The following is a 23721-nucleotide window of genomic DNA, read 5'->3' as shown; positions in this document are numbered from 1 at the left end:
AATCGTACTTATGGAGGAATACATGTTACCATGCTTAAATAAAAAACTATTAGGTTTTGAATGTTTAGGTTGTGGTATGCAACGGGCTTTAGCTCTAATATTAAAGGGAGAGTTTGTGGATGCTTTTTTTATGTATCCTGCTATTTACACCCTTGTCATGCTTTTCGGGTTAATAATTTTTAATGCCTATAAAAATTTAAAATTGGGTACCAAACTAATTGCTATATTAGCCATACTCAATGCTGTTATAATCGTTTCAAGCTTCATTATAAAAACCTTTCTAATTACTTAAAAATGGAACAACAAAAAATACCAAACTCAACGCTTATTCTTGTTTTAGGAATACTATCAATACCTACATGCTGCTGCTATGGCGTAGTTGGTTTAATTCTTGCAATAATTGCCATTGTTTTAGCAAATAAGGCATCAAAAGTATATTCAGAAAACCCAGAGATTTATACGGGTATTCAAAACGTGAAGACAGGTAAAGTATTAGCCATAATAGGCATCGTACTATCCGTTTTATACCTAATTATGTTTATTTCAATGATTTCAATGTTTGGCTGGGAAACTTTACAGGATCAAGAGTTAATGCAAGAAAAGATACAAGAATTATTAGAACAGTAATATCTTATACAAACAATTAAAAAAAGCGACCTTTTGGTCGCTTTTTTTAATTTATCTATTGTTGCCTCCTATGCTTCAAACGCTTTAAGGGTTTCAATAATAATAGAAACACAGTCGAGTAATTGTTCCTTTGTCATAACTAAGGGTGGTGCAAACCTAATGATATTACCATGAGTAGGTTTTGCTAATAGCCCATTGTCTTTAAGAGCCAAACAAATATCCCAAGCTTTATTACTACCTTCATCATCATTTATAACAATGGCATTAAGCAATCCTTTGCCTCTTACAAGCCTAACGATAGAACTTGTTTTTATAAATTTATTTAGTTCTTCTCTAAAAATATTACCTAATTCGAAAGCATTTTGAGCCAGATTCTCGTCCCTGATAACCTCTAATGCTGCCATAGCCACAGCCGCGGCCACAGGGTTGCCTCCAAAGGTACTTCCATGGTTACCAGGTTTAATAACATCCATTACGTTATTATTCGCTAAAACGGCAGAAACTGGATACACACCTCCACTTATAGCTTTACCTAAAATTAGTACATCTGGCTTTACTTCGGGTTTTCCTTCGCAACTTTTAATAGAACAATTACAATTACCACAAGTAGCCAATAACCTTCCCGTTCTTGCTATTCCTGTTTGCACCTCGTCTGCAATAAATAAAACATGATACTTATCGCATAGCGCTTTTGCTTTAACTAAATAATCCCCGCTTGGCACATAAACTCCGGCTTCTCCTTGAATAGGCTCCACCAAAAAACCTGCAATGTTTGGGCTTGATTTTAAAGCATCTTCCAAGGCTAAAAGATTATCGTACTCAACTTTTATAAATCCTTGTGTATACGGCCCAAAATTTTCGCGTGCTATTGGGTCGTTAGAAAATGAAATAATAGTTGTTGTTCTTCCATGAAAATTGTTTTCACAAACTATTATTTCTGCTTTATTCTCATCAATTCCTTTTACCTCATAGGCCCATTTTCTACAAAGTTTTAAAGCCGTTTCAACAGCTTCTGCCCCTGTATTCATGGGTAAGAGCTTATCAAATCCGAAAAAATTACAAGTAAATTTTTCAAATTTTCCTAGTACATCATTATGAAAAGCTCTTGAGGTTAAGGTTAATGTCTGAGCTTGCTGTATCATAGCATCAACAATTCTAGGATGACAATGCCCTTGATTTACAGCAGAGTAAGCCGATAAAAAATCATAATACTTTTTACCTTCAACGTCCCAAACATACACACCTTCTCCTTTGTTTAATACTACTGGTAGCGGATGGTAATTGTGTGCACCATACTTGTTTTCTAAATCTATCGCTTGTTGCGAGGTGAGTTGGTCTAAAACAGCCATTTTAATTTAGTTTTAAATTAATAAATAACCATTCCTTATCTACCTTTATCCTTTCGAAGTTTGTCGAAAATTCAGCGTGGGAAAGAAATCATCCCTAGGAGCTACAAATCTAACTAAAAAAATCTATTCAAAAAATTTACTCAGAAATTCTCCCAGACAACGATGATACCTGAAGCTCCAACCGTTTTATTTCGCGTAACAGCGCATTTTTGTCCATTTGCAACCAAACAAACAACTTTATCATTCCTGCAAAAATTAAACATACAAAACCTGCCGAGGCCCATTTTATTAATTGGTTGGTACTTTCTGTATTTAAAAACTGCACCAAACAATAAAAGAACAAGGCCACAACAACCAAATTAACAATATTCATTAAAATCAAAATCCATTTAATTTTACCTTGAAATAACCCTCCTACTTGTTCAAGTAAGTTTTGTTCTTCAAGTTTATCATAAAACTTGGCTTCTTCTTCGTTTAAAGTTTCTTTAATTAACTTATCAATATCTTCCATATTATTTTTCATAATTTCTATTATTTAATATTAACTTCATTTTTTCTCTAGCATGAAATAGTCTAGACTTTGCCGTTCCGACAGTTATATTTAATATGCTACTTATCTCTTTTAGCGAATAATCCTGAACGTAAAACATTCTAATAACCACTTGCTGATTTCTAGGCAATTTATTTATTGTAGATAGCAACTGCTGTTTTAATTGACTATTAGTCTGCTCCTCTACTTCAATCTGTTCTTGATTATACGCATAGTCTATTAAAGACAACCTTGATTTATTGTTTTTTTTTATCCAGTCTATTGATCTGTGATAAACAATCCGTAAAGCCCAACTAGCAAAACTTTCAGGTTTTTTCAGATTATCTATTTTAGATATTATTACGCTCCAACTATCTTGTGCAATATCTTTAGCAACATCGGCATCCTTTACCAACCAATATGCTTTTTCACAAAAACTTTTATGCCAATACTTTACTAACTGTTGTAATGCTGTTTTGTTACCAGATTGATACGCTAACACCAGATTACCATCTCTTATTTGCTGCTTCTTATTCATTAACATCTCGCTACTTACACTATAAAGACACCTAAAAGTTAAAAAGGTTCATTTTATTAATATTTAAAATGAAAAATTTAAAGTTAATGGAAATAAAAGCATTTTATTTACGGCTATTATTATTTTTGCAGCATGTCAAGAAAAAAATCAAGAAAACAAATTTTTGAACAGGTAGAAGTCATTGATGCTGGTGCCAAGGGGAAGACCATAGCCAAAGCACCAGATGGTAAAGTTATTTTTCTTCCAAACGCTGTGCCAGGAGATGTGGTGGATGTACAAACCTTTAAAAAGCGAAAAGCTTATTATGAAGGTAAGGCTACCGTATTTCATAAGCTTTCTGAAAAACGTACTACCCCAGAGTGTAAACATTATGGAACATGCGGCGGATGTAAATGGCAAGATATGGCCTACGAACATCAGCTATATTATAAACAGAAGGAAGTGACCAATAATTTAACCCGAATAGGGCATATTGAACTTCCTGAAGTAACCCCTATTCTTGGTTCTAAAGATCAGTATTTTTATAGAAATAAAATGGAGTTTTCTTTTAGTGATAGTAGATGGCTAACGCTAGAAGAAATTCAATCTGATAAACATCTGGACGATAAGAATGCTCTAGGATTTCACATCCCAGGCATGTGGGATAAAATTCTTGACGTAAAACAATGTTATTTACAAGCAGACCCATCAAATGCTATTAGAAACGGTGTAAAAGAATTTGCTATTGCAAACGGGCTGGAGTTCTTTAATACCAGAAACCAAACAGGTTTATTAAGGACTATGATGATTAGAACCTCTAGTACGGGCGATATTATGGTTTTAGTCCAATTTTTTAAAGAAGACAAGGCCAAACGGGAGCTGCTTCTTAATTATATTGCTACAACGTTTCCGGAGGTAAGCTCTTTACAATATGTTATCAATAACAAGGCAAATGACACTATTTATGACCAAGATGTGATTTGTTATAAAGGACGCGATCATATTTTTGAGAATATGGAAGGTTTAAAATTTAAAATTAATGCCAAATCCTTCTATCAAACTAATTCTAATCAAGCTTACGAGCTTTATAAAATCACCCGAGATTTTGCAGGATTAACTGGGCATGAGCTGGTCTATGATTTATATACTGGCACTGGGACCATAGCACAATTTGTTTCAAAAAAAGCAAAAAAAGTAATAGGTGTAGAATCTGTTCCCGATGCCATTAAAGCCGCCCAAGAAAACGCACAATTAAATCATATAAAAAACGTTGAGTTTTTTGTTGGAGACATGAAAAACGTGTTTAATGCAGCGTTTATAAATACACATGGCGAACCAGATGTTATTATCACAGACCCTCCTAGAGATGGCATGCATAAAGATGTGGTTAGTCAAATTCTAAATATAGCGCCTAAACGTGTTGTATATGTAAGTTGTAACAGTGCCACTCAAGCCAGAGATTTAGCCTTGATGGATGCGCAATATAAAGTTATTAAAACCCAAGCAGTAGATATGTTTCCGCAAACATTTCATGTAGAAAATGTTGTACTTTTAGAACGTCGATAAATCGACCCTAACTATGAAAATGAAGTATTTAAAACTCCTTTTTATTCCCTTGGTAATAATTGTTGCTATTGTTTTTGCCTGTGAACCAGATGATATTTGTCCAGAATCAACACCTACCACACCAAGATTAATAATTGATTTTTATGACGTGAATAGTCCAGAAAACAAAAAAAACGTTTTTGATATCGTGGTTGTTGGTGTGGGAAATGAAAGTATACTGGAAGGCTATAGTTTTCAAGATACCGACAATGTGTTGCTCCCTCTAAAAACCGATGAAAATACCACCCAATATACCTTAATAAAGGAAGCTAGTATAAATGACAATGACACACCAGATGATCCTAGCGATGACTTTATTGAAGGTAACGCAGACACTATTACCATTAACTATAGTAGAGAGTTAGTATATGTATCTAGAGCTTGTGGATATAAAACGGTTTATAAAAATGTGACCTTGACTATTGAAGATGATGACGATAATTGGATGAAAACAAGGCAACCTATGAATGATAATCAATCTGTTGAAGATGAATTTGAAACACACTTTAATGTTACGCACTAATTGTTTTTTAGTCTTATTGTTTTGCTGTGTTTCGCTTTACGGGCAGAACGACAGTATTACAGAATTGGAAACTACTAACACCAAGATTCAGCTAAAATATGGTTTAAGAATTGGGGCTGATATTGCCAAATTAGGACGTACATTTTTAGATGATGAGTATTCAGGATTTGAAATTATTGGAGATTTTAGACTCACGCAAAAGCTCTACATTGCTGGTGAAATTGGGTTTGAAGAAAAAAGCACCATTACAAATTACATGGATATTACCACAACGGGCACTTACCTGAAAGCAGGTATTGATTATAACATGTATGAAAACTGGTTAGACATGGATAACATGATTTTCGCTGGGTTTAGAATAGGAGCCAGTACATTTAGCCACGATTTAAATAGTGCCACCGTATATACCACCAACCAGTACTGGTCGCCACAACTTACCTCCCGAGAAAAAATTGAATTTTCTGGATTAAATGCCATCTGGGCAGAAATCCTTTTAGGAATTAAAGCAGAATTATTTAATAACCTTTATATGGGCTTAAATGTTCAGCTTAAGTTTTTAGGAACAGAAAAAGTCCCTGATAACTTCGGTAATGTGTACATACCTGGATATCATAAAAACTACGATAGTAGTATTATTGGTGTTGGTTATAGCTATACACTGTCCTATAGAATACCCTTTTTTAAGAAAGATAAGGTTGAAAAAACGGAGTAATCAAGGTTCCTGATTCAGTATTGTCTGCATAGTTTGTTTAAATTTTGATTACCTTTAAGACTGGTTCTTAACATAGGAAAAATGAAAAAATTAACGAAAGAGGATATTAATCAAGAAGTTTTTGATCTGTATGATGACTATGCCCATAATAAACTAGGAAGACGCCAATTTATTGAAAAACTATCCGTTTATGCCATTGGAGGCCTAACGGTTTCTACATTATTAAGTTTTATAACACCAAACTACATTGATAACCTACTGGTAAAACCTGACGACACTAGATTGAATTCAGATTATATTACCTACAATTCCCCAAAAGGCGGTGGCACCATAAAAGGTTTGTTATCGCAACCTGATAATAATACAGAAAAACTACCTGGTATTATTGTTGTGCACGAAAACAGAGGATTAAACCCATATATTGAAGATGTGGGTAGACGGGCTGCTCTTGATGGTTTTTTATCACTAGCACCCGATGCTTTAAGTCCTTTAGGGGGGTACCCCGGAAATGATGACGATGGCAGAGCTTTGCAAAAGAAAAGAGACCGCTTTGATATGCTTCAAGATTTTATTGCCGCTTATAACTATTTATTAAATCATGAAAATTGTAATGGTAAAGTGGGGGTTGTTGGATTTTGCTTTGGTGGTTGGATTTCAAATATGATGGCCGTAAATATTCCTAGTTTATCTGCAGCTGTACCCTTTTATGGTGGGCAACCTTCCGAAGAAGACACCGCAAAAATTAAAGCGCCTCTTTTACTTCAATATGCGGAGTTAGATAAAAGAGTAAATGCTGGTTGGCCTGCCTATGAAGCTGCACTCAAAAAATTTAACATCACTTACACCGCATATATTTACCCAGGAGTGAATCATGGTTTTCATAACAATACAACGCCAAGATACGATGCCTCTGCAGCTGATTTAGCGTGGAAGCGAACCATTGCTTTTTTTAAAGAACATTTATAGGATATCGTCCAGAAAGCAATATTACTTCATATACTTTCCTTTCTTACTGCCTTCATACATAACATACTTAACCAAACGTGACTCTAGTTTGGCATTATACAATTGTATTTTCCTTGAAGGACGCAAACCTACATGCTTAAGCGCATCCATGTTTGAGGTTATAAACCAAGCATCCGTACCCGGATAATTACGCTTTAACGTATTGCCTATATTGGCATAAAACTCTTGCATATCGATGTTTAGACGCTCACCATAAGGTGGGTTAAAAACCATATGCAACTTGCCTGCTCCTGCTTTTTGAGTTTTGAAAAAATCTTCGTGTTTAACGGTTATAAAATCCTCAAGTTGCGCATTTATCACATTCTCTTTTGCCTTTTTAACTGCGCTAGGGGCTTTATCATATCCTGTTATTTGATAATGAAAGTCTCTCGTTTTTTTTAATAACGACTCTTCAATTTTCTCAAACAAATCAACATCCCAATCTTGCCAACGCTCAAAAGCAAACTCTTTTCTCATAAGGTTTGGTGGTATGTTACAAGCAATCATTGCAGCCTCAATAAGCATGGTACCCGAACCACACATGGGATCCATAAAATCGGATTGCCCATCCCATCCTGAAAGCATAATGAGCCCTGCTGCCAACACCTCATTAATAGGTGCTATATTGGTAGCTGTTTTATACCCTCTTTTATGCAACGAATCGCCCGAAGAATCTAAGGAAATGGTGCATTTTCGTCTATCAATATGAACATTTATTTTTAGGTCGGGGAACTTTAAATCGACATTAGGTCGCTGCCCATCGGTATCTCTAAATTTATCTACTATGGCATCTTTTGTTTTTTGCGAAATAAATAGTGAGTGTGAAAACAAATCGGAATAAATAGTGGCATCAATTGCTAAAGACCCGGTCGGCTTTAAGTATTTTGACCAATCCATAGCATAAATCTTATTATACAAGTCTTGCTCACTATGTACAGTAAAGGTTTTTATAGGTTTTAGAATTTTTATAGCAGTTCGCAGTCCCAAATTTGCTTTATACATAAAGCCTTTATCTCCAACAAAAGAAACGTTTCGTACACCTTTCTTGATGTTTTGTGCTCCTAACTGTCTTAACTCGTTTTCTAATAAATCTTCAAAACCAAAAAGCGTTTTGGCCAACATATTGAAATTTTCTCCCATTTTTTTCGTCTGATAGGTTGCAAAAATAATGTAATTTTGTGCAAATTAACCAGCAATAGCAGATAATGGGTTAAGGATTGAAGCGGCATCCTTTTTTGAGGCACGAAAAAAAGATACAGCAAAAAGCCTGACCCCCGCTTTAAGGGGGTAACCCCCAACACAATTTATGACTAGCAAAACAACATCTTGGTTTACTTCCTGGTTTGACACGCCATTTTATCACATTTTATATAAGGATAGAGATGACACCGAAGCCCATGCCTTTATGGATACGCTTACAGATTATTTGAATATTCCTGAGCATGGGAGTATTCTAGATTTGGCTTGTGGTAAAGGCCGCCATGCCCGTTACCTAAATAAAATTGGCTATGATGTTACTGGGGTTGACCTAAGCGAAAATAGCATTGAGTTTGCTAAGCAGTTTGAAAACCACAGATTGCATTTTGAGGTTCATAATATGTGTAACCCTTACCATAAACAATTTGATGCCGTATTTAACTTATTTACCAGTTTTGGCTATTTTGAAAACGATATAGACAATCTTAGAACCATAAAGGCCATAAAGGCTGAGTTGAATGAAACCGGATTTGGTGTTATCGATTTTATGAACAGTGAATATGTTATTGATAATTTGGTTGCTGAAGAGGTTAAAACGGTTGATGATATTACCTTTAAATTAAAACGCTATGTAGAACAAGGTTACGTTATAAAAGACATTACCTTTAAGGCCAATGATAGGTTGTATAACTTTCAGGAGCGTGTTCGAGGTTTTACTTTAGCAGATTTTGAATTGCTTTTTGAACAAGCAGGCGTTTATTTACTTGACGTTTTCGGCGATTATAAACTTAACAAGTTTAATCCCAAATCGTCTGAAAGGCTCGTTATGATTTTTAAATAGATTAAATACCTTATTTTTGGCGCTTTTGTGACTATTATTTTTTTGAATGAATAAATTTCTTTTTCCTATATACGCTGTTGTCCTTGGAGTTATAATAGCTAAAGTATCAAAAAACCAAAAAAACTGGAACACTAAGCTGCTGTTATCATTTAGTGGTGCATTCTTATTAGCGTTAACGTTATTTGAACTTTTACCAGAGGTTTACGAACATTTAGATACGAAGCGAACAGGATTATTCATTATGCTTGGAATTTTACTGCAAATCATTCTTGAGTTATTCTCAAAAGGTGCAGAACACGGGCATGTACATATTCACAAAAACACAACAGCCTTCCCTTGGGTATTGTTTATTAGCTTATGTATTCATAGTTTTTTAGAAGGCTTCCCGATACACCAGCATAACGACATGGTATACGGTGTATTAATACATAAAATTCCTATTGCGGCCTTGGTGAGCATGTTTTTATTTCAGTCGAAGTTTAGTACTTCACAAATTATGACGTTTTTAGTTGTTTTTGCAGCCATGACACCACTAGGTACTTATATTTCAAATACTGCGCCTTTAGGGACTAAATTAGCCCACAGTATAAATGCCATCGTTATTGGTATCTTTTTCCATATTTCTACAACTATTTTATTTGAAAGTGGAGAGGGACATAAATTTAACTTCTCAAAGTTTATCTCAATTATTCTAGGGGTTAGCATAGCCTATTTTATTTAAGACCATGTTTAGTATGGAAGAATCTAGAAGGCTAAGACAAGAATTTTGGACCAGCTTTGGAAAATCGTTTCCTAGAAAATGGACCTTGTACAACACGAAACTTAAGGGTGTTAGCTTTAAATTTTATTTTGATAACAAAACTGCACTTGTTGCCTTAGATTTAGAAGATGATCTTGAGTATAGAATAAAATATTGGGAGAAACTTCTAGCCCTAAAAAGCATTTTATTAGACGACTATCTACCAGAGGCTATATTTGACGAAACTTATTTTCTCGATAACCAAAAAGAGATTTCTAGAATCTATATACCCTTAGAACACAAAGTATCTATCCATAACAAAAACTCCTGGCGAGCGGTTATGGAATTTTTTAATGAAAAAATGACTTTGTTCGAGGCCTTTTTTGAGGAATACAAAGAGATTATAGATGCTTAATTAATCTGCTTAATCATTTCATAGTCATCCATTATATACCCATTACCAATATCTGTAACGAGGGGTCCATTATTTAAAAATCCCATTTTTTTGTAAGCCAATATGGCATTTATATTGTTAACATTAACAGTTAATCTAATCTTAGAAAGCTTATAATGGTAGGCCTTTTCAGTAATAAAGGCCATGGCCTTCTTCCCAATTTTTTGCCCTCTGTATTTATCTAAAACATAAATTTTGCTTAAAAACAGAGAATCCTCTTCTTTTTTAATGGCTAAATAACCAACAGGTAGATTTTCAAAACTTAGAATATAATATTTAAAACCACCTTTTATTTGGCTTTCAATGGCTTTGGCACTTTGAAACTTATCTAGCATATAAAGTACTTGTTCCTCTCCTATTATCGGTGTATAATGCGCTTTCCAAATACTACTTGCCAACCTTTGTATTTCCTTAAAATGCATTTCTAGATGTGCTTCACTAATAGTTACCATTTCACACGACATAACAGTACGCCATAAAAAAATGACAAATAGCCCCTGCTAAAACAAATACATGCCAAATAACATGATTATAGGGAATGCGCTCTATGGCATAAAAAATAATGCCAGCGGTGTAGAATAACCCGCCTCCAAATAACAACAAAACACCATTGGGACCAATAGCTTGAGATAAATTAGCAAAGTCGAAAACGATAAGCCAACCCATCACCAAATAAAGTAAAGTAGAAAACCAACCCAATTTACCAGTAAAAAAGATTTTTAAAACCGTACCTACCAGAGCAATAATCCAGACCGCGTAAAACAAGACCCATCCTTTACTATGAGATAAGGCAATTAATGTTACTGGAGTATAAGTACCTGCAATAAGTAAATAAATACTAATATGATCTAAAACTCTAAAGTAGTGCTTATAGCGCCTATTATGAATAGCGTGATAAAGTGTTGAAGCAGTAAAAAGTATTACAATAGACACTCCATATACCACCACACTTGGCAAGGCATACGGTGTTTTATTCGTATTTGAAAAAACCAATAAGCATAAGGCAAAAACACCTAAAATGGCACCTAGACCATGGGTATAGGCATTTAGTTTTTCTTCAAATGGCGTTTGTAAACGCATATCATTTGCTGCTTTTTTGATGAATCCACTTATCGGTTAAATCATAAAAATCAAACTCAATTGCTGGTTTTTGACGTTCTAAGCGGCCCGCCTGAAAACTGCGTTGTAGAATATCTTCAATCAAATAATCCTCTTTTACATCCTCCGGATCAAACTCCCGTTTCAGAGAAATATCAAACATACTAGCCGTAGTATTATACCAAAACGCCCGCCATCCACTGCGCAATTCTTTAACCAAATCAAAAGCTGTTTCGCCGGTTTGTCTGTGTATAAGCTTAACCAAAATCTGACCCTCGGTACGTGTTAACTTTTTTAATTCTTCAGAAAACTCGCCTTCTATATACTTCTGTATCTTTTTAGTATAACGTTTTTTTTTGCGGTTCTTGGTAAGCTTTTTTAAATGTGTATTCATAGAGTCTAATCGCTCTGCCGCCATTTTTGCATAAGGATACACTTTTATGGTTTTTCTCCTGAGTATTAAATACCTGATGCGCTCTTCCCTGTTTCCAAACTCTAACTTATGCAAAAGCATAACTTCATCCAAATCTATAGAACGTCTTGGAATAGAATCCCCTTCGATTATTAAATATTCGATTGAGATTGAATCCTGTTCTATTTCATGAACCTGAGCAAGCATAAAAACAGGAAAAAAAATAAATATGTACCTTAAAATTTTCATCCTAAAAAGACTGGAGCATATAACATGCCAAAATTAAGAATTTACATGGGTTTAAACATGTTGTATTTTATTTATATTATTATTTTAGTGCAAAACTTTTATAAATGGCAAAACAGCGTATTCTTAACAAAAAGTCCATGGACTTTTTAGAAAAATATTTAAATAATGCGGCCCCAACGGGTTATGAATGGGAAGGACAAAAACTATGGATGGACTACTTAAAACCATATGTAGACGAATTTATAACAGATACTTACGGCACAGCTGTGGGAGTTATAAACCCCAAAGCTAAATACAAAGTGGTTATAGAAGGCCATGCAGATGAAATTAGTTGGTATGTGAATTATATTTCAGACAACGGCCTTATATACGTTATTAGAAATGGTGGAAGCGACCACCAAATTGCACCGAGTAAAATTGTTGATATCCATACCAAAAAAGGGATTGTTAAAGGTGTATTTGGTTGGCCCGCTATTCATACGAGAAACCGAGCTAAGGAAGAAGCCCCAAAACCAGACAATATTTTTATTGACTGCGGATGTAAGAATAAAGAGGAAGTTGAAAAATTAGGCGTTCATGTAGGTTGTGTAATCACTTACCCAGATGAGTTTCATATTTTGAACGATGATAAATTTGTTTGCAGAGCACTCGACAACCGTATGGGTGGTTTTATGATTGCCGAAGTTGCCAGACTCCTAAAAGAGAATAAAAAGGAGTTACCTTTTGGTCTCTATATTACCAATTCTGTACAAGAGGAAATTGGCCTGCGTGGTGCCGAAATGATTACCCATACCATTAAACCCAATGTGGCCATTGTGACCGACGTGACGCACGACACAACCACCCCTATGATTGAACAAAAAAAAGAAGGTCATTTAGAACTTGGTAAAGGTCCTGTCGTGGCCTACGCGCCTGCCGTACAACAAAAGCTAAGAGATTTAATTACCGATACGGCTGAAACTAAAGAGATTCCTTTTCAACGTTCTGCACTATCTAGAGCTACTGGAACGGATACAGATGCTTTTGCTTATAGTAATGGTGGCGTTGCTTCTGCCTTAATATCATTACCTCTAAGATACATGCATACAACCGTTGAAATGGTGCACAGAGATGATGTTGAAAACGTTATTAAATTAATCTATGAAACACTGCTTAAAATTGAAGATGGAGAAACCTTTAGCTATTTTGAATAAAAACAATGAGCCTCATCTTTTTGAGGCTTTTTAATGAGATATTAAGTGGACGAACGTATTGATATTGCCGACAAAACCGGCAAACTACTGGGGAAAAGTGAGTTGAAATCTATTATTCACCAAAAGGGTTATTACCACCATACGGCTCATATTTGGTTTTATACCAAGCAAGGTAATATTCTACTTTCCCAACGTTCGGCAAAAAAAATAATCTGTCCACTTATGTGGGATGTTTCGGTTGCAGGACATATTGATGCCGGAGAAACACCCGAAGAGGCCAGTATTAGAGAAACTAAGGAAGAAATAGGTTTGCAAATAAATGAAACAGATTTAATAAAAATTGGTGTTTTTAATTGTTTTCAATCTTATGAATCAGGCATTATTGATAACGAGTTTCACAACACCTTTTTAGCTGAATTAAGGGTCCCAATTTCTAAGCTTGTACCTCAAGAAGATGAAGTTGAAAATCTTAAATTAGTATCCATATCAGAGTTTGAAATACTTTTAGAGACTATTGGAAACAACCATAATCATTTTGTTCCTTCAAACAAAGATTACTATCTGCATATTCTGGGGCAAATAAAATCTCGCATATCCTGAATTCTTAGTTTAGGCTTCATTTTCAAGCACAAAAAAAACCTCCGTACTTATAACATAATTGGTGTTGTTAGTAAGGAGGTTTTTATTTTCAATTAAACTCTAGAGTATTGTGGATTGCACAAAACTAGTATCAAATCTTAAAACAATATCGTCTTTTGCTTGAATAGTACCCATTAATGCTTCTGGAGGCGTTAAATTGAAGGCTGTCATTTTAAGGGTCGCTTTACCCTGCAACTTAACTTTATTATTAGCGATACTCACGTTAAACGCTATTGGAACCTCCTTTTTAGTTCCTGCAATAATTAAATCGCCCATGGCTTTTAATTCAAAAATCCCGTTACCTATATCTTTAATGTTGGTCACTTCGGAGAGAGTGAATAAAATGAATTTGTATTCATTAGATTTCAAGGTCTCTGAAACTGTTTCTGTAATACCAGGCTTTACTCCTGTTAAGCCCTCCGTAAGCACAGTGAGTGATAAATGTGCTATCTCACACGTTTGCAAATTATTAAACCGTATTGTTCCTTGTTGTGTTTGAGCATCTATTTTCCAACCATGTAAATTAGATGTCCCAAAAACTGTTAAGGATGATGCATCATTTTCAAGTTGCAATACTTGACCTTGTGCATTACTAAATGTAAAAGCAATTGCTAATAAGCAAATCGTTAATTTGTTAAAAAAAATACCTTTAGTTTTCATGACATAAATAGTTAAAATTATACCGCAAAAGTCAATCTTTACAAATTATTAATATATGACCAAAATCATGTTTTTATTATTAATTCAATAATTTTAGAATGTTTTTTAATATCAAAATTATCATATAATCATGATTATGGATTTATATCGAGATTATCATAATTAAAAAATTCAAAGTTTAATAGAACGCCACCATATCAATGCACTTTACATTCACTGTAATACATTTTAAATAAATAGTATCAAACAATCTATAAAACGGCATTGAAACACCTTTTAAATTTATGTATCTTTAGAGAACAATTTCCTGTTATGAAAAAAAGCTTTAAGGTTAAAGTGAATTCAAAACTAGAATTCCAAATAGATACTGATCAGATAATAAACGCTAATTTAATTCTCGAAGGGGACCATAGATACCATATACTCTACCAAAATAAATCAGTTCAAGCAGAGGTTGTAAGTTCCGATTTTAATAAAAAGACCTACCTAATAAAAATTAACAATAAAGAATTTCTTATTGAGATTAAGGATAGTCTTGATCAGTTAATTGACAAAATGGGCTTTGCTTCTGGTTTAGCAAAACAACTGGATTCAATTAAGGCACCCATGCCAGGGCTCATTTTAGAAACTCATGTAAAAGAAGGTCAGAATGTAAAAGAGCATGACACTTTACTCATCTTAGAAGCTATGAAAATGGAAAATATTATCACATCTCCAAGAGATGGTATCATAAAAACCATAGCCATTTCAAAAGGAGAAGCTGTTGAAAAGAATCAATTACTTATTGAATTTGAATAATTTATGAAAAAAATACTTGTTGCCAATCGCGGAGAAATTGCCATAAGAGTTATGAAAACAGCTCAAAAAATGGGTATTAAAACCGTGGCTGTTTTTTCGAAGGCAGATAGAGATGCACCCCATGTTAAATATGCAGATGAAGCAGTTTGTATTGGAGAGGCGCCTTCCAATCAATCCTATTTAAGAGGCGATAAGATTATTGAGGTTGCGAAAAGCTTGCAGGTAGATGCTATTCACCCTGGGTATGGCTTTTTAAGTGAAAATGCCAGTTTTTCAGAATTATGCGAAACCCACAACATTATTTTTATCGGACCAAAACCCAAAGCCATTAAAATTATGGGAAGCAAATTGGCGGCTAAAGAAGCGGTAAAAGCTTATAATATTCCAATGGTCCCAGGGGTTGAAAAAGCGATAACCGATGTTAATAAAGCAAAAGCTATTGCAACAGATATTGGTTTTCCAATACTTATAAAAGCCTCGGCAGGAGGTGGTGGAAAAGGCATGCGTATTGTTGAAAAAGCAAGTGACTTAGAATCGCAAATGAATCGGGCCATTAGCGAAGCAACATCGGCATTTGGAGACGGCTCTGTTTTTATTGAAAAGTACGTAGCGTCTCCACGCCATATCGAAATACAAGTTATGGCCGATAGCTATGGCAACGTGATCCATTTCTTTGAAAGAGAATGCAGTATCCAAAGGAGGCATCAAAAAGTTGTGGAAGAAGCTCCCTCTTCCATACTAACAGAAGAATTAAGGAACGATATGGGGCAAGCAGCTATACGTGTTGCTAAGGCTTGTGACTATTTAGGAGCTGGTACGGTAGAATTCCTTTTAGATGCAGATCATAATTTTTATTTTCTTGAAATGAATACACGCCTACAGGTGGAACATCCAGTTTCTGAGCTCATCTCAGGTGTTGATCTTGTTGAGCTTCAAATTAAAATAGCACGAGGAGAACCATTAAATATAACGCAAGAAGATCTATCCATTAACGGACATGCGCTTGAATTACGAGTTTATGCCGAAGACCCTATGAATGACTTTTTACCTAGCGTAGGCACACTCGAAGTCTATAAAGTACCAAAAGGTAAAGGTATTCGGGTGGACAACGGTTTTGAGGAAGATATGGAAATCCCTATTTATTATGATCCTATGCTAGCCAAGCTAATCACCTATGGAAAAACACGGGAGGAAGCTATTGAATTAATGATACAGGCTATTGAAAATTATCAAATAAAGGGAGTACAATCTACCTTAGCATTTGGCAAGTTTGTATGCGAGCATGAAGCCTTTCGCTCCGGCAATTTTGATACTCATTTTGTAAAAAACTATTATTCTCCAAGTATTTTGGAGGAGCAAATAAAGGACGAATCAAAGTTAGCAGCTCTTATTGCGCTTAATCAATACATAAAAGATCAAAAAACACTTAGACTTCCAAACTAGAACCATGAATAAGAAAACAGACAAATTAAACAAAAAGTTGGCACAAGCTTATTTAGGTGGTGGGCAGGCTCGAATTGACAAACAGCATGATAAGAAAAAACTAACTGCAAGAGAACGGGTAACCTACCTTATGGATGAAGGATCTTTCGAAGAGATTGGCACTTTGGTAACGCATAGAACCACAGATTTTGGAATGGCAGACCAAGTTTATTATGGTGATGGTGTTATAACAGGCTATGGAACTATAAACAGCAGATTGGTATACGTCTATGCCCAAGATTTCACCGTTTTTGGAGGCGCCTTGTCTGAAACACATGCCGAAAAAATCTGTAAAATTATGGATATGGCTGTAAAAACTGGAGCTCCAATTATAGGTTTAAACGATTCTGGCGGAGCAAGAATTCAAGAAGGTGTTCGTTCTTTAGGAGGCTATGCAGACATTTTTTTTAGAAATGTTCAAGCATCGGGGGTTATTCCGCAAATATCAGCTATTATGGGACCTTGTGCAGGAGGAGCTGTTTATTCCCCAGCCATCACCGATTTCACCATTATGGTTGAAAACACTAGTTATATGTTCGTAACAGGGCCCAATGTGGTGAAAACTGTAACTAATGAAGAAGTTACTAGCGAGGAGCTAGGAGGCGCACATACACACGCGTCAAAATCTGGGGTTGCCCACAAGACCTCAACTAACGACATCCAATGTCTTGAAGATGTTAAAACGTTACTGAGTTATTTGCCTCAAAACAATACAGAAACTCCAAAAAAAATAGATTTCGAATTTAAAGATGAGATCCGAGAAGAACTAACAGATATCGTACCCGATAATCCGAACAAACCCTACGACATGCATAAGGTAATCTCGGGTATTATCGATCAAGATTCCTTTTTCGAAATCCATAAAGATTATGCAGAGAGCATTATTGTAGGATTTGCAAGATTAGGTGGTCGTAGCATTGGTATTGTTGCAAATCAACCTATGTCGTTTGCAGGAGTTTTAGGTGTTAATAGTTCTCGAAAAGCAGCAAGGTTTGCGAGGTTTTGCGATTGCTTTAATATTCCTTTATTAGTTTTAGTTGATGTTCCTGGTTTTTTACCCGGTACCGATCAAGAATGGAATGGTATTATTGTACACGGTGCTAAATTACTCTATGCCTTGAGTGAGGCTACCGTACCAAGAGTTACTGTAATTACGAGAAAAGCTTATGGTGGTGCTTACGATGTTATGAATTCGAAACATATTGGTGCTGATATGAATTTTGCATGGCCCGGAGCAGAAATTGCTGTTATGGGGGCAAAAGGAGCCAGTGAAATTATCTTTAAAAAAGAAATTGCTAGTGCAGATGATCCGGCAAAAAAACTTGCCGAAAAAGAACAGGAGTATGCAGACAAGTTTGCCAATCCTTATGCGGCTGCAAAACGAGGGTTTATTGACGAAGTCATTCTTCCCAAAAACACCAGGCGCAAATTATTAAAAGCGTTCTCTATGCTTGAAAATAAAATAGTTGATAGACCAAAACGTAAACACGGAAATATCCCCTTATAGAAAAAGAAAAGGAAGCTCAAAATTGAACTTCCTTTTGCCCTTAAAAAACTATTTGACATTTATAATTTATAATATGTTTGATAACATCCTAAAACCAACCAATTCTGTTATCCATTATAAATCTATCAAATAAGACCTGGTCAATCTAAGGACCAACCTAGGCGTATAAAAAGATTAATAGCTTAACAAAGATGCTCATATTTTTATAAAGTAATGCGTAAAACCTATACGCAACGACTACGCACATGAATAAAATTCGGAAAATAATGGGAGTTAGTAAGTATTTCCTTTATTAACCTAGTCTTTATCTTTCAAAGCTTCGTCCAGAAATTCAAACATGCTCATTTGTCGGTTTTGAATATTTAGTTTTTTACGTATTCTGTAACGCTTACTTTCAATAGCTCTTGTTGATGTTCCTAGGAATATTGCAATCTCTTTACTCTTAAACTCTGTATACAAATAATAGCATATAATAACCTCTGAATCTGAAAGTTGTGGATATTTTTTAGCCAGCTTGCTAAAAAACTCAACATTCAAATCATTTATAAGCTCCAAATGATTTTCATTTTGAGAGGTAACCATTGAAGAATTTAACCTTACATTCTTATACAACTCTTTTATTTTACTTCGCTGCTCACTTACTTCATCAACTGTACTTATAGCTTTTACTTCTTTTTTAACTTCTCCAATATAATCCTCCAACCCCTTTACTTTAACCTTTAACTTCTCATGATTACTTTTTAGATAATTTAGGCTTGTTCGCTGATTTTTGTAGTCTAAAACTTTTAGTTTTAATTTCTTGTAATTCCAAATCCATAGAATAGAGAAAAAGATTAAACAGGAAGCCAATATACTTAAGGCAATCGTTTTTAAATACCCTCTATCACTTTCTTTATCAAGCGCCTCCCTAGCGAGAAGTAATCTGTTATTGATATCAAAACTAGAATCCATAACATTTTCAAACATCTTATCTTCAAAAACTTTTAAAGAATCAATGTATGCTTTTGATATGTTAAATTCTCCCTTATTTGCATAATAATTAGAGTATAGTTTAAAATAATCTCGTTTAGTATCTTCCCCCATAAAATCTGTGAGCGAACTTGAAGCAACAAGATACTTTTCAACGGAGTCCAATACCATTTTCTTATCAAAAACCTCAGCAAAACACACATTAAGCGCTCCCTTAAAAGAATAATAATTATAAGGCACTACAGTTGGGTGATTCAAGAGTTTTAGAAATTTTTCGTAGTATAACTGGGCCTTTTCAAAATCCTCTAGGTGAATATAATTGGTGCTTATCATGAATAATGCAAACATATTATAATAAGCGTCTTCATCAATTTTCGCATAATCATCTAATTGACTCAATAACATCGCATTGCACTGTTTATATTCCTTATTTAAAAAGGCGGTATAAGCTTCCGTTTGATAGACGTCAATCTTTCCATATCGAGAATTAGACTTGTTATAGTAGTATCTCGCTTTATCTAAATAATTAAAAGCCGTACTATCTTTTTTCTTAAAATAAATATTCTTGAACAAGGCTAGGGCTACATCGCCTGCTGTTTCATAATTTTCTTCTTTTTCAGCATATTCGAGCGCTAAAATATTGTATTGATAAGATGTTGGGTAATCCTCAAACTCATCATAAATAATTGATTTGAGGGCATAGTAATCAGCAATTTTGCCTTCTATTGATTTTTCTAAAGGCATTGGAATGGAATCTAAAAACCTTAACGCCTTTTTGGAGTTGTAATCGATATTGGAATCGGCAGAATCCACATATTTTGAATAATCCTGGCAATTGCCTGGTAAAAACCAAGCAAAGCTAACAACGCACCATATGATTCTTAAGAGCTGAATACTAAATGAATTAAAAACGAATTCAATAGTAAAAATACTCAAATTATCAAGCTTTTGTCAAATTACACAAATGAAATGATTCTTTTAAAGTTATAAAACAACAAGGCACCTCTAAAAGAGGTGCCCTGTTCAGCTATTAATCAAATTTAATTAAAACTCTAAATCTGCTACTAAGTCAAATTCATCGTATATCGCTTTATCCTTTAAATCATCAAAAAAGCTTGTTGAACCATAACGTACATCATATTTTGATCGATCTACTTTTAATGAGGCGGTTGCTTTACTTCCATACACTGAAATAGTAAATGACACAGGATTTGTTTTACCTTTAATAGTTAAATCTCCAGTCACATCAAAAGCATTTTTACCAGAAGCTTTAACCTCTTTAAATACTAATGTCGCTGTAGGATGCTTTTCAACTCCAAAGAAGTCATCTGACTTCAAATGTCCATCTAACTTATCTTTGTATTCTCCGTCCAAATCGGTAGCATTTATAGTGGTCATATCAATAACAAACTCTCCTCCTGTTAATTGGTTACCATCAAAAATTAATGTACCCGACTTTAATGTAATAGTTCCTTCATGAGAACCAGTTACTTTATATCCTTTCCAAACAACTTTACTTTTATCTGTTTTTACCGTTTTTTTGTCTCCTTCAATAGTTGTAAACGATAAGGTAAAAAAAGCTACTAAGGCCATTATAGCCGACTGTTTTAATGTATTTTTCATTTTAATTGTTTTTAAATTCGTTTTTAAATTATATCTACAAATATCTTGCATAAAAGGTCGTGATAAAATAAAGTAGATTACAAAAAAAAGTTAAACTAGATTAACTTTTAATTACTCTTGCAATAATTGTTTCTTCAGCTTGCTAAGAAATTCTTTAGTAATACCTAAGTAGGAGGCAATCATGTATTGAGGTACCCTTTGCTCTATGTTTGGGTATTGATCTTTAAAGTATTGGTACTGTTGTTTTGCATTAAGACTTAAACCTCTTACTATTCTTTTTTGCGACGACACTAAATGCCGTTCTAATAGTTTTCTGAATAATCGTTCTAGCTTTGGAATAGATTCAAACATAGCTTCTTGATCTTCATAGGAAAACTGATAAACACTTGTATTTTCTAAACATTGTACATTATAATCTGCTGGGGTTTGGGTGATGAAGCTCCCTATGTCTGAGACCCACCAATCTTCAATACCAAACATAATAATATGTTCCTGCCCCTTGTCATCTACTAAAAAGGTTCTTGTACAACCCGAAACAACAAAATTTGTAAACCTACAAATATCACCTTGTTGCACCAAATACTGCCCTTTTAGATATTTTCGAAAGGAGATCTTAGAGAGAAAAATAGCTTCTTCTTCTTTAGAAAGGCTTATATATTTTGAAATGTAATTTAAAAGTAGTTGCTGACTCATTTTTTAAACATCTAATAAACGCCTGTGATAATTAATTTGCCCAAGATGGTATGAAAAATGGTGTACCAAATGTGTTAAAAAATATTCAGTCGTCATGGGTTCATTAAAAACCTCAATGGGGTATAGTTTTGCAATGTCTTCAGGTTGTAGTTTTCTTAAAGATGATTCTACCATTATAAAAGTTTCGTCAATTTGTTGAACAAGTAATGTCCTAGCAACATTTTTCTTACTAAACTCTAATTTGCGGTGTCTTACATAACCTGTGTTTCCGAGTACAGCACCAATAAAATGGTTTAAATTCCCAATGAGATGAAGGCATAAATTACCCGACGAATTTGCAATAGACTTATCTAAAACCCAAAGATTATTTTCATTGCTATACAGCATAATCTCTTTCTTAAGGCTGTTTAAATCTCTAGTAAATATCTTGATTAAAGTTTCTGTGTACATTTTAGTTCTGTAAACATCAAATTTAACAATAATAAGATTGCTTTATTATATGATTAAAAAGTTTCTCTAGAATTAAATTAAATTATTTTTGCGGCATGAAAGAACCACAAAACTTCAAATTTGAGTTTGTTGCTTTAATGGCTTCTTTAATGTCTATTGTAGCACTGTCTATAGATGCCCTGTTACCAGCTATTCCTCAAATAGGTGCGCATTTAAACGTTGTAAACACAACAAATAACCAGCTGTTAATTACTATGATATTTTTGGGCTTAGGGTTTGGGCAGCTCATCTTCGGTCCTTTATCAGATAGTTTTGGTAGAAAACCAATCGTTTATTTTGGTTTTGGGGTGTTTATTTTGGGGAGTATTATTTGTGTTAGCACCAAAAACTTTAATATGATGATTTTGGGGCGGGTTTTACAAGGTATTGGCCTGTCGTCTCCAAGAAGCCTAGCACTTTCCATGATCCGCGATTCCTTTAGTGGTGACTACATGGCTAAAATAGTATCTATTGTAGTGATGTTCTTCATTCTAGTTCCTGTAATTGCACCTTCTATGGGGCAACTTTTAATTACTTTTTTTAGTTGGAAATCTATTTTCTATGTCAATCTTATTTTTGGCGTAGTTATCATGTTTTGGTTTTGGCTACGCCAACCTGAAACGCTTTCTAAATCCAAACGTATAGAATTTAGTTCCCATATTTTTATTGATGGGACTAAAGAATTTTTTAAATACAAAGAGGCTGTTGCGTTTACATTGGTCTCAGGTTTTATAACAGGATCATTTATGGTGTACTTAAGCACAGCACAACAGATATTTCAAGAACAGTATAAACTAGCGGATATGTTTCCCTACATATTTGCAAGTTTAGCCATATCTGTTGGCTTGGCTACATTTATGAATAGCAGACTAGTTGTTAAGTTTGGCATGTGGCGCATTGCTTATTTAGCTACCATAGCCTACGCTACAATTTCTATTTTATATACCATATTATTCTGGTCTGGCACTAACCCAAGTATATACGTTCTATTAACATTTTTCGCACTTCAGTTCTTCGCCGTTGGATTCTTATTTGGAAATTTAAGAGCTATTGCTATGCAACCACTAGGCCATATTGCTGGCATTGGAGCAGCGCTTAACGGATGCATATCTACTATTATGGCTGTACCTATTGCTAATTATATTGGACGGTATGTAGTTAATTCTGTGCTTCCTCTATTTATTGGGTTTTCTGTTTTTGGCCTTTTATCAGTAATGGTTTTTCTTTATATGAAACGTTATAGAAGTTCTGAAAAATCTCAACATCAAATAGCAAACTAATTTTAAGGAAGATAGCGTTCCTTTAATATCTGAATATGATGCCGTTCATGCCCTATAACTGCAAATGCAGCTGCCCGACCTGACATGGCACTACCGTTTGCATTTCCTATATGCGTCAAGTCTTCCTTGGATACACTCTTTAAAAAAACGATAGAATTATTTCGAACCGCCCGATATTCTTCTATTAAAGCATTTAATGTTTTTTTATGAACTTGAGCTGGTTGTATATAATCATTTTGGTTAAAACCCGCTAAAGGGGCGCTATCATGCCTAGAAATTCTGAAACATCTATGCATAAACACACGTTCAGTATCAATAATGTGTTGAAAAACCTCCTTCACACTCCACTTTCCAACTTCGTACTTGTATGCTATTTTTTCTTTAGGTATGGATTTAAAAAACTCGACAACCTGTGTCATACCCCGCTCATAAAGCTCTAAAAGCACACTTTCTTCATGTAGTTTATCTATATAAGTACTATAAAATACATCATACTCATTCGGGTTTAATTCTGCTTTGATCATACTTTTA

At 34.5% G+C, this 23721-nt stretch carries 28 protein-coding genes; 15 read left to right on the top strand and 13 right to left on the bottom strand.

Annotated features, from left to right (window positions below; translation table 11 throughout):
- The first annotated feature begins 10 nt into the window (after positions 1–10).
- A complete protein-coding gene (locus E5D58_RS05540; protein WP_136480848.1) occupies positions 11–292 on the top strand; it encodes a DUF2752 domain-containing protein in 282 nt (93 codons plus the stop codon).
- A 2-nt stretch (positions 293–294) separates the two neighbouring features.
- Positions 295–627, top strand: coding sequence for a CCC motif membrane protein (locus E5D58_RS05535; protein WP_136480847.1), 333 nt, complete (start codon positions 295–297; stop codon positions 625–627).
- Positions 628–695: 68 nt separating this feature from the next.
- Here the strand turns inward: E5D58_RS05535 and rocD are convergent, their stop codons facing one another.
- The 3 genes from rocD to E5D58_RS05520 all read right to left on the bottom strand — a co-directional run bounded on the left by rocD (position 696) and on the right by E5D58_RS05520 (position 3043).
- On the bottom strand, positions 696–1976 hold the full coding sequence (gene rocD / locus E5D58_RS05530) for an ornithine--oxo-acid transaminase (protein WP_136480846.1): 1281 nt from the start codon (positions 1974–1976) through the stop codon (positions 696–698).
- A gap of 136 nt (positions 1977–2112) precedes the next feature.
- Complete coding sequence (locus E5D58_RS05525) at positions 2113–2499, bottom strand: DUF6768 family protein (RefSeq protein ID WP_136480845.1); 387 nt, start codon at positions 2497–2499, stop codon at positions 2113–2115.
- Complete coding sequence (locus E5D58_RS05520) at positions 2489–3043, bottom strand: RNA polymerase sigma factor (RefSeq protein ID WP_136480844.1); 555 nt, start codon at positions 3041–3043, stop codon at positions 2489–2491. The genes E5D58_RS05525 and E5D58_RS05520 overlap by 11 nt, the downstream gene beginning before the upstream one ends.
- 132 nt (positions 3044–3175) lie before the next feature.
- Here E5D58_RS05520 and rlmD point away from each other — a divergent pair, with 132 nt between their 5' ends.
- The 4 genes from rlmD to E5D58_RS05500 all read left to right on the top strand — a co-directional run bounded on the left by rlmD (position 3176) and on the right by E5D58_RS05500 (position 6828).
- Positions 3176–4588: a 23S rRNA (uracil(1939)-C(5))-methyltransferase RlmD gene (gene rlmD, locus E5D58_RS05515; RefSeq protein ID WP_136480843.1), complete on the top strand. Its 1413-nt coding sequence runs from the start codon at positions 3176–3178 to the stop codon at positions 4586–4588.
- 19 nt (positions 4589–4607) lie between these two features.
- Entirely contained in the window at positions 4608–5150 is a 543-nt protein-coding gene (locus E5D58_RS05510) for a DUF6452 family protein (protein WP_136480842.1), read from the top strand.
- Complete coding sequence (locus E5D58_RS05505; RefSeq protein WP_235835848.1) at positions 5137–5862, top strand: DUF6048 family protein; 726 nt, start codon at positions 5137–5139, stop codon at positions 5860–5862. The genes E5D58_RS05510 and E5D58_RS05505 overlap by 14 nt, the downstream gene beginning before the upstream one ends.
- Positions 5863–5943: 81 nt before the next feature.
- Positions 5944–6828, top strand: a complete 885-nt coding sequence (locus E5D58_RS05500) for a dienelactone hydrolase family protein (RefSeq protein WP_136480840.1) — start codon at positions 5944–5946, stop codon at positions 6826–6828.
- Positions 6829–6849: 21 nt separating this feature from the next.
- Here the strand turns inward: E5D58_RS05500 and E5D58_RS05495 are convergent, their stop codons facing one another.
- Positions 6850–8007 carry a THUMP domain-containing class I SAM-dependent RNA methyltransferase gene (locus E5D58_RS05495; protein WP_136480839.1) on the bottom strand — a complete coding sequence of 386 codons (1158 nt, stop codon included), beginning with the start codon at positions 8005–8007 and terminating at the stop codon, positions 6850–6852.
- A gap of 166 nt (positions 8008–8173) precedes the next feature.
- Between E5D58_RS05495 and E5D58_RS05490 the strand changes: the two genes are divergently transcribed.
- From E5D58_RS05490 to E5D58_RS05480, 3 genes are read left to right on the top strand one after another with little or no spacing between them, the layout of a single operon-like run.
- On the top strand, positions 8174–8905 hold the full coding sequence (locus E5D58_RS05490) for a class I SAM-dependent methyltransferase (RefSeq protein WP_136480838.1): 732 nt from the start codon (positions 8174–8176) through the stop codon (positions 8903–8905).
- Positions 8906–8951: 46 nt separating this feature from the next.
- Positions 8952–9626, top strand: a complete 675-nt coding sequence (locus tag E5D58_RS05485; protein WP_136480837.1) for a ZIP family metal transporter — start codon at positions 8952–8954, stop codon at positions 9624–9626.
- A 4-nt stretch (positions 9627–9630) separates the two neighbouring features.
- Positions 9631–10059, top strand: coding sequence for a DUF4268 domain-containing protein (locus tag E5D58_RS05480; RefSeq protein ID WP_136480836.1), 429 nt, complete (start codon positions 9631–9633; stop codon positions 10057–10059).
- Here the strand turns inward: E5D58_RS05480 and E5D58_RS05475 are convergent.
- Genes E5D58_RS05475 through E5D58_RS05465 form a run of 3 tightly spaced genes read right to left on the bottom strand, consistent with a single transcriptional unit; the run spans position 10056 to position 11857 of the window.
- Entirely contained in the window at positions 10056–10550 is a 495-nt protein-coding gene (locus E5D58_RS05475; RefSeq protein WP_136480835.1) for a GNAT family N-acetyltransferase, read from the bottom strand. The two genes, E5D58_RS05480 and E5D58_RS05475, sit on opposite strands and share 4 nt — an antisense overlap.
- A gap of 1 nt (position 10551) precedes the next feature.
- Positions 10552–11178 (bottom strand): PAQR family membrane homeostasis protein TrhA, encoded by a 627-nt coding sequence (trhA, locus tag E5D58_RS05470; protein WP_136480834.1) that lies wholly within the window; start codon positions 11176–11178, stop codon positions 10552–10554.
- 1 nt (position 11179) lies between these two features.
- Entirely contained in the window at positions 11180–11857 is a 678-nt protein-coding gene (locus E5D58_RS05465; RefSeq protein WP_136480833.1) for a DUF4294 domain-containing protein, read from the bottom strand.
- 104 nt (positions 11858–11961) lie between these two features.
- Here E5D58_RS05465 and E5D58_RS05460 point away from each other — a divergent pair, with 104 nt between their 5' ends.
- Both E5D58_RS05460 and E5D58_RS05455 read left to right on the top strand, forming a co-directional pair.
- Entirely contained in the window at positions 11962–13050 is a 1089-nt protein-coding gene (locus E5D58_RS05460) for a M42 family metallopeptidase (protein WP_136480832.1), read from the top strand.
- 45 nt (positions 13051–13095) lie between these two features.
- On the top strand, positions 13096–13650 hold the full coding sequence (locus E5D58_RS05455; protein ID WP_136480831.1) for an NUDIX hydrolase: 555 nt from the start codon (positions 13096–13098) through the stop codon (positions 13648–13650).
- A 99-nt stretch (positions 13651–13749) separates the two neighbouring features.
- Here E5D58_RS05455 and E5D58_RS05450 read toward each other — a convergent pair whose 3' ends face one another.
- Positions 13750–14349: a YceI family protein gene (locus E5D58_RS05450; protein ID WP_136480830.1), complete on the bottom strand. Its 600-nt coding sequence runs from the start codon at positions 14347–14349 to the stop codon at positions 13750–13752.
- A 312-nt stretch (positions 14350–14661) separates the two neighbouring features.
- Here E5D58_RS05450 and E5D58_RS05445 point away from each other — a divergent pair, with 312 nt between their 5' ends.
- The 3 genes from E5D58_RS05445 to E5D58_RS05435 are packed head-to-tail and all read left to right on the top strand — an operon-like array spanning position 14662 to position 18136.
- A complete protein-coding gene (locus E5D58_RS05445; protein WP_136480829.1) occupies positions 14662–15147 on the top strand; it encodes an acetyl-CoA carboxylase biotin carboxyl carrier protein subunit in 486 nt (161 codons plus the stop codon).
- 3 nt (positions 15148–15150) lie between these two features.
- Entirely contained in the window at positions 15151–16590 is a 1440-nt protein-coding gene (gene accC, locus E5D58_RS05440) for an acetyl-CoA carboxylase biotin carboxylase subunit (RefSeq protein WP_136480828.1), read from the top strand.
- A gap of 4 nt (positions 16591–16594) precedes the next feature.
- Entirely contained in the window at positions 16595–18136 is a 1542-nt protein-coding gene (locus E5D58_RS05435) for an acyl-CoA carboxylase subunit beta (RefSeq protein ID WP_136480827.1), read from the top strand.
- Positions 18137–18433: 297 nt separating this feature from the next.
- Here E5D58_RS05435 and E5D58_RS05430 read toward each other — a convergent pair whose 3' ends face one another.
- The 4 genes from E5D58_RS05430 to E5D58_RS05415 all read right to left on the bottom strand — a co-directional run bounded on the left by E5D58_RS05430 (position 18434) and on the right by E5D58_RS05415 (position 21871).
- Positions 18434–20041 (bottom strand): helix-turn-helix transcriptional regulator, encoded by a 1608-nt coding sequence (locus E5D58_RS05430; RefSeq protein ID WP_136480826.1) that lies wholly within the window; start codon positions 20039–20041, stop codon positions 18434–18436.
- A 108-nt stretch (positions 20042–20149) separates the two neighbouring features.
- Complete coding sequence (locus tag E5D58_RS05425) at positions 20150–20728, bottom strand: YceI family protein (protein ID WP_136480825.1); 579 nt, start codon at positions 20726–20728, stop codon at positions 20150–20152.
- A gap of 111 nt (positions 20729–20839) precedes the next feature.
- Positions 20840–21421 (bottom strand): Crp/Fnr family transcriptional regulator, encoded by a 582-nt coding sequence (locus E5D58_RS05420; protein ID WP_136480824.1) that lies wholly within the window; start codon positions 21419–21421, stop codon positions 20840–20842.
- A 3-nt stretch (positions 21422–21424) separates the two neighbouring features.
- The gene (locus tag E5D58_RS05415; RefSeq protein WP_136480823.1) at positions 21425–21871 is read right to left on the bottom strand and encodes a DinB family protein; all 447 of its coding nucleotides are present in this window, start codon (positions 21869–21871) and stop codon (positions 21425–21427) included.
- A gap of 95 nt (positions 21872–21966) precedes the next feature.
- Here E5D58_RS05415 and E5D58_RS05410 point away from each other — a divergent pair, with 95 nt between their 5' ends.
- Positions 21967–23190 carry a multidrug effflux MFS transporter gene (locus tag E5D58_RS05410; protein ID WP_136480822.1) on the top strand — a complete coding sequence of 408 codons (1224 nt, stop codon included), beginning with the start codon at positions 21967–21969 and terminating at the stop codon, positions 23188–23190.
- Positions 23191–23192: 2 nt separating this feature from the next.
- On the opposite strand, the gene E5D58_RS05405 is transcribed toward E5D58_RS05410, so the two are convergent.
- Positions 23193–23714: a DinB family protein gene (locus E5D58_RS05405; protein ID WP_136480821.1), complete on the bottom strand. Its 522-nt coding sequence runs from the start codon at positions 23712–23714 to the stop codon at positions 23193–23195.
- Positions 23715–23721: the final 7 nt, after the last annotated feature.

The sequence above is a fragment of the Cognatitamlana onchidii genome, assembly GCF_004804355.1.
Classification (GTDB): Bacteria; Bacteroidota; Bacteroidia; order Flavobacteriales; family Flavobacteriaceae; genus Cognatitamlana; species Cognatitamlana onchidii.
The sequence above is the reverse complement of the archived record's forward strand: the minus strand, read 5'-3'. Positions and strand labels throughout refer to the sequence as shown.

Excerpts from the sequence above, each read along its gene's own strand:
- E5D58_RS05540 (WP_136480848.1), top strand. The coding sequence starts at position 11 with ATGGAGGAATACATGTTACCATGCTTAAATAAAAAACTATTAGGTTTT.
- E5D58_RS05535 (WP_136480847.1), top strand. The coding sequence starts at position 295 with ATGGAACAACAAAAAATACCAAACTCAACGCTTATTCTTGTTTTAGGA.
- rocD (WP_136480846.1), bottom strand. The coding sequence starts at position 1,976 with ATGGCTGTTTTAGACCAACTCACCTCGCAACAAGCGATAGATTTAGAA.
- E5D58_RS05525 (WP_136480845.1), bottom strand. The coding sequence starts at position 2,499 with ATGAAAAATAATATGGAAGATATTGATAAGTTAATTAAAGAAACTTTA.
- E5D58_RS05520 (WP_136480844.1), bottom strand. The coding sequence starts at position 3,043 with ATGAATAAGAAGCAGCAAATAAGAGATGGTAATCTGGTGTTAGCGTAT.
- rlmD (WP_136480843.1), top strand. The coding sequence starts at position 3,176 with ATGTCAAGAAAAAAATCAAGAAAACAAATTTTTGAACAGGTAGAAGTC.
- E5D58_RS05510 (WP_136480842.1), top strand. The coding sequence starts at position 4,608 with ATGAAGTATTTAAAACTCCTTTTTATTCCCTTGGTAATAATTGTTGCT.
- E5D58_RS05505 (WP_235835848.1), top strand. The coding sequence starts at position 5,137 with ATGTTACGCACTAATTGTTTTTTAGTCTTATTGTTTTGCTGTGTTTCG.
- E5D58_RS05500 (WP_136480840.1), top strand. The coding sequence starts at position 5,944 with ATGAAAAAATTAACGAAAGAGGATATTAATCAAGAAGTTTTTGATCTG.
- E5D58_RS05495 (WP_136480839.1), bottom strand. The coding sequence starts at position 8,007 with ATGGGAGAAAATTTCAATATGTTGGCCAAAACGCTTTTTGGTTTTGAA.
- E5D58_RS05490 (WP_136480838.1), top strand. The coding sequence starts at position 8,174 with ATGACTAGCAAAACAACATCTTGGTTTACTTCCTGGTTTGACACGCCA.
- E5D58_RS05485 (WP_136480837.1), top strand. The coding sequence starts at position 8,952 with ATGAATAAATTTCTTTTTCCTATATACGCTGTTGTCCTTGGAGTTATA.
- E5D58_RS05480 (WP_136480836.1), top strand. The coding sequence starts at position 9,631 with ATGTTTAGTATGGAAGAATCTAGAAGGCTAAGACAAGAATTTTGGACC.
- E5D58_RS05475 (WP_136480835.1), bottom strand. The coding sequence starts at position 10,550 with ATGGTAACTATTAGTGAAGCACATCTAGAAATGCATTTTAAGGAAATA.
- trhA (WP_136480834.1), bottom strand. The coding sequence starts at position 11,178 with ATGCGTTTACAAACGCCATTTGAAGAAAAACTAAATGCCTATACCCAT.
- E5D58_RS05465 (WP_136480833.1), bottom strand. The coding sequence starts at position 11,857 with ATGAAAATTTTAAGGTACATATTTATTTTTTTTCCTGTTTTTATGCTT.
- E5D58_RS05460 (WP_136480832.1), top strand. The coding sequence starts at position 11,962 with ATGGCAAAACAGCGTATTCTTAACAAAAAGTCCATGGACTTTTTAGAA.
- E5D58_RS05450 (WP_136480830.1), bottom strand. The coding sequence starts at position 14,349 with ATGAAAACTAAAGGTATTTTTTTTAACAAATTAACGATTTGCTTATTA.
- E5D58_RS05445 (WP_136480829.1), top strand. The coding sequence starts at position 14,662 with ATGAAAAAAAGCTTTAAGGTTAAAGTGAATTCAAAACTAGAATTCCAA.
- accC (WP_136480828.1), top strand. The coding sequence starts at position 15,151 with ATGAAAAAAATACTTGTTGCCAATCGCGGAGAAATTGCCATAAGAGTT.
- E5D58_RS05435 (WP_136480827.1), top strand. The coding sequence starts at position 16,595 with ATGAATAAGAAAACAGACAAATTAAACAAAAAGTTGGCACAAGCTTAT.
- E5D58_RS05425 (WP_136480825.1), bottom strand. The coding sequence starts at position 20,728 with ATGAAAAATACATTAAAACAGTCGGCTATAATGGCCTTAGTAGCTTTT.
- E5D58_RS05420 (WP_136480824.1), bottom strand. The coding sequence starts at position 21,421 with ATGAGTCAGCAACTACTTTTAAATTACATTTCAAAATATATAAGCCTT.
- E5D58_RS05415 (WP_136480823.1), bottom strand. The coding sequence starts at position 21,871 with ATGTACACAGAAACTTTAATCAAGATATTTACTAGAGATTTAAACAGC.
- E5D58_RS05410 (WP_136480822.1), top strand. The coding sequence starts at position 21,967 with ATGAAAGAACCACAAAACTTCAAATTTGAGTTTGTTGCTTTAATGGCT.
- E5D58_RS05405 (WP_136480821.1), bottom strand. The coding sequence starts at position 23,714 with ATGATCAAAGCAGAATTAAACCCGAATGAGTATGATGTATTTTATAGT.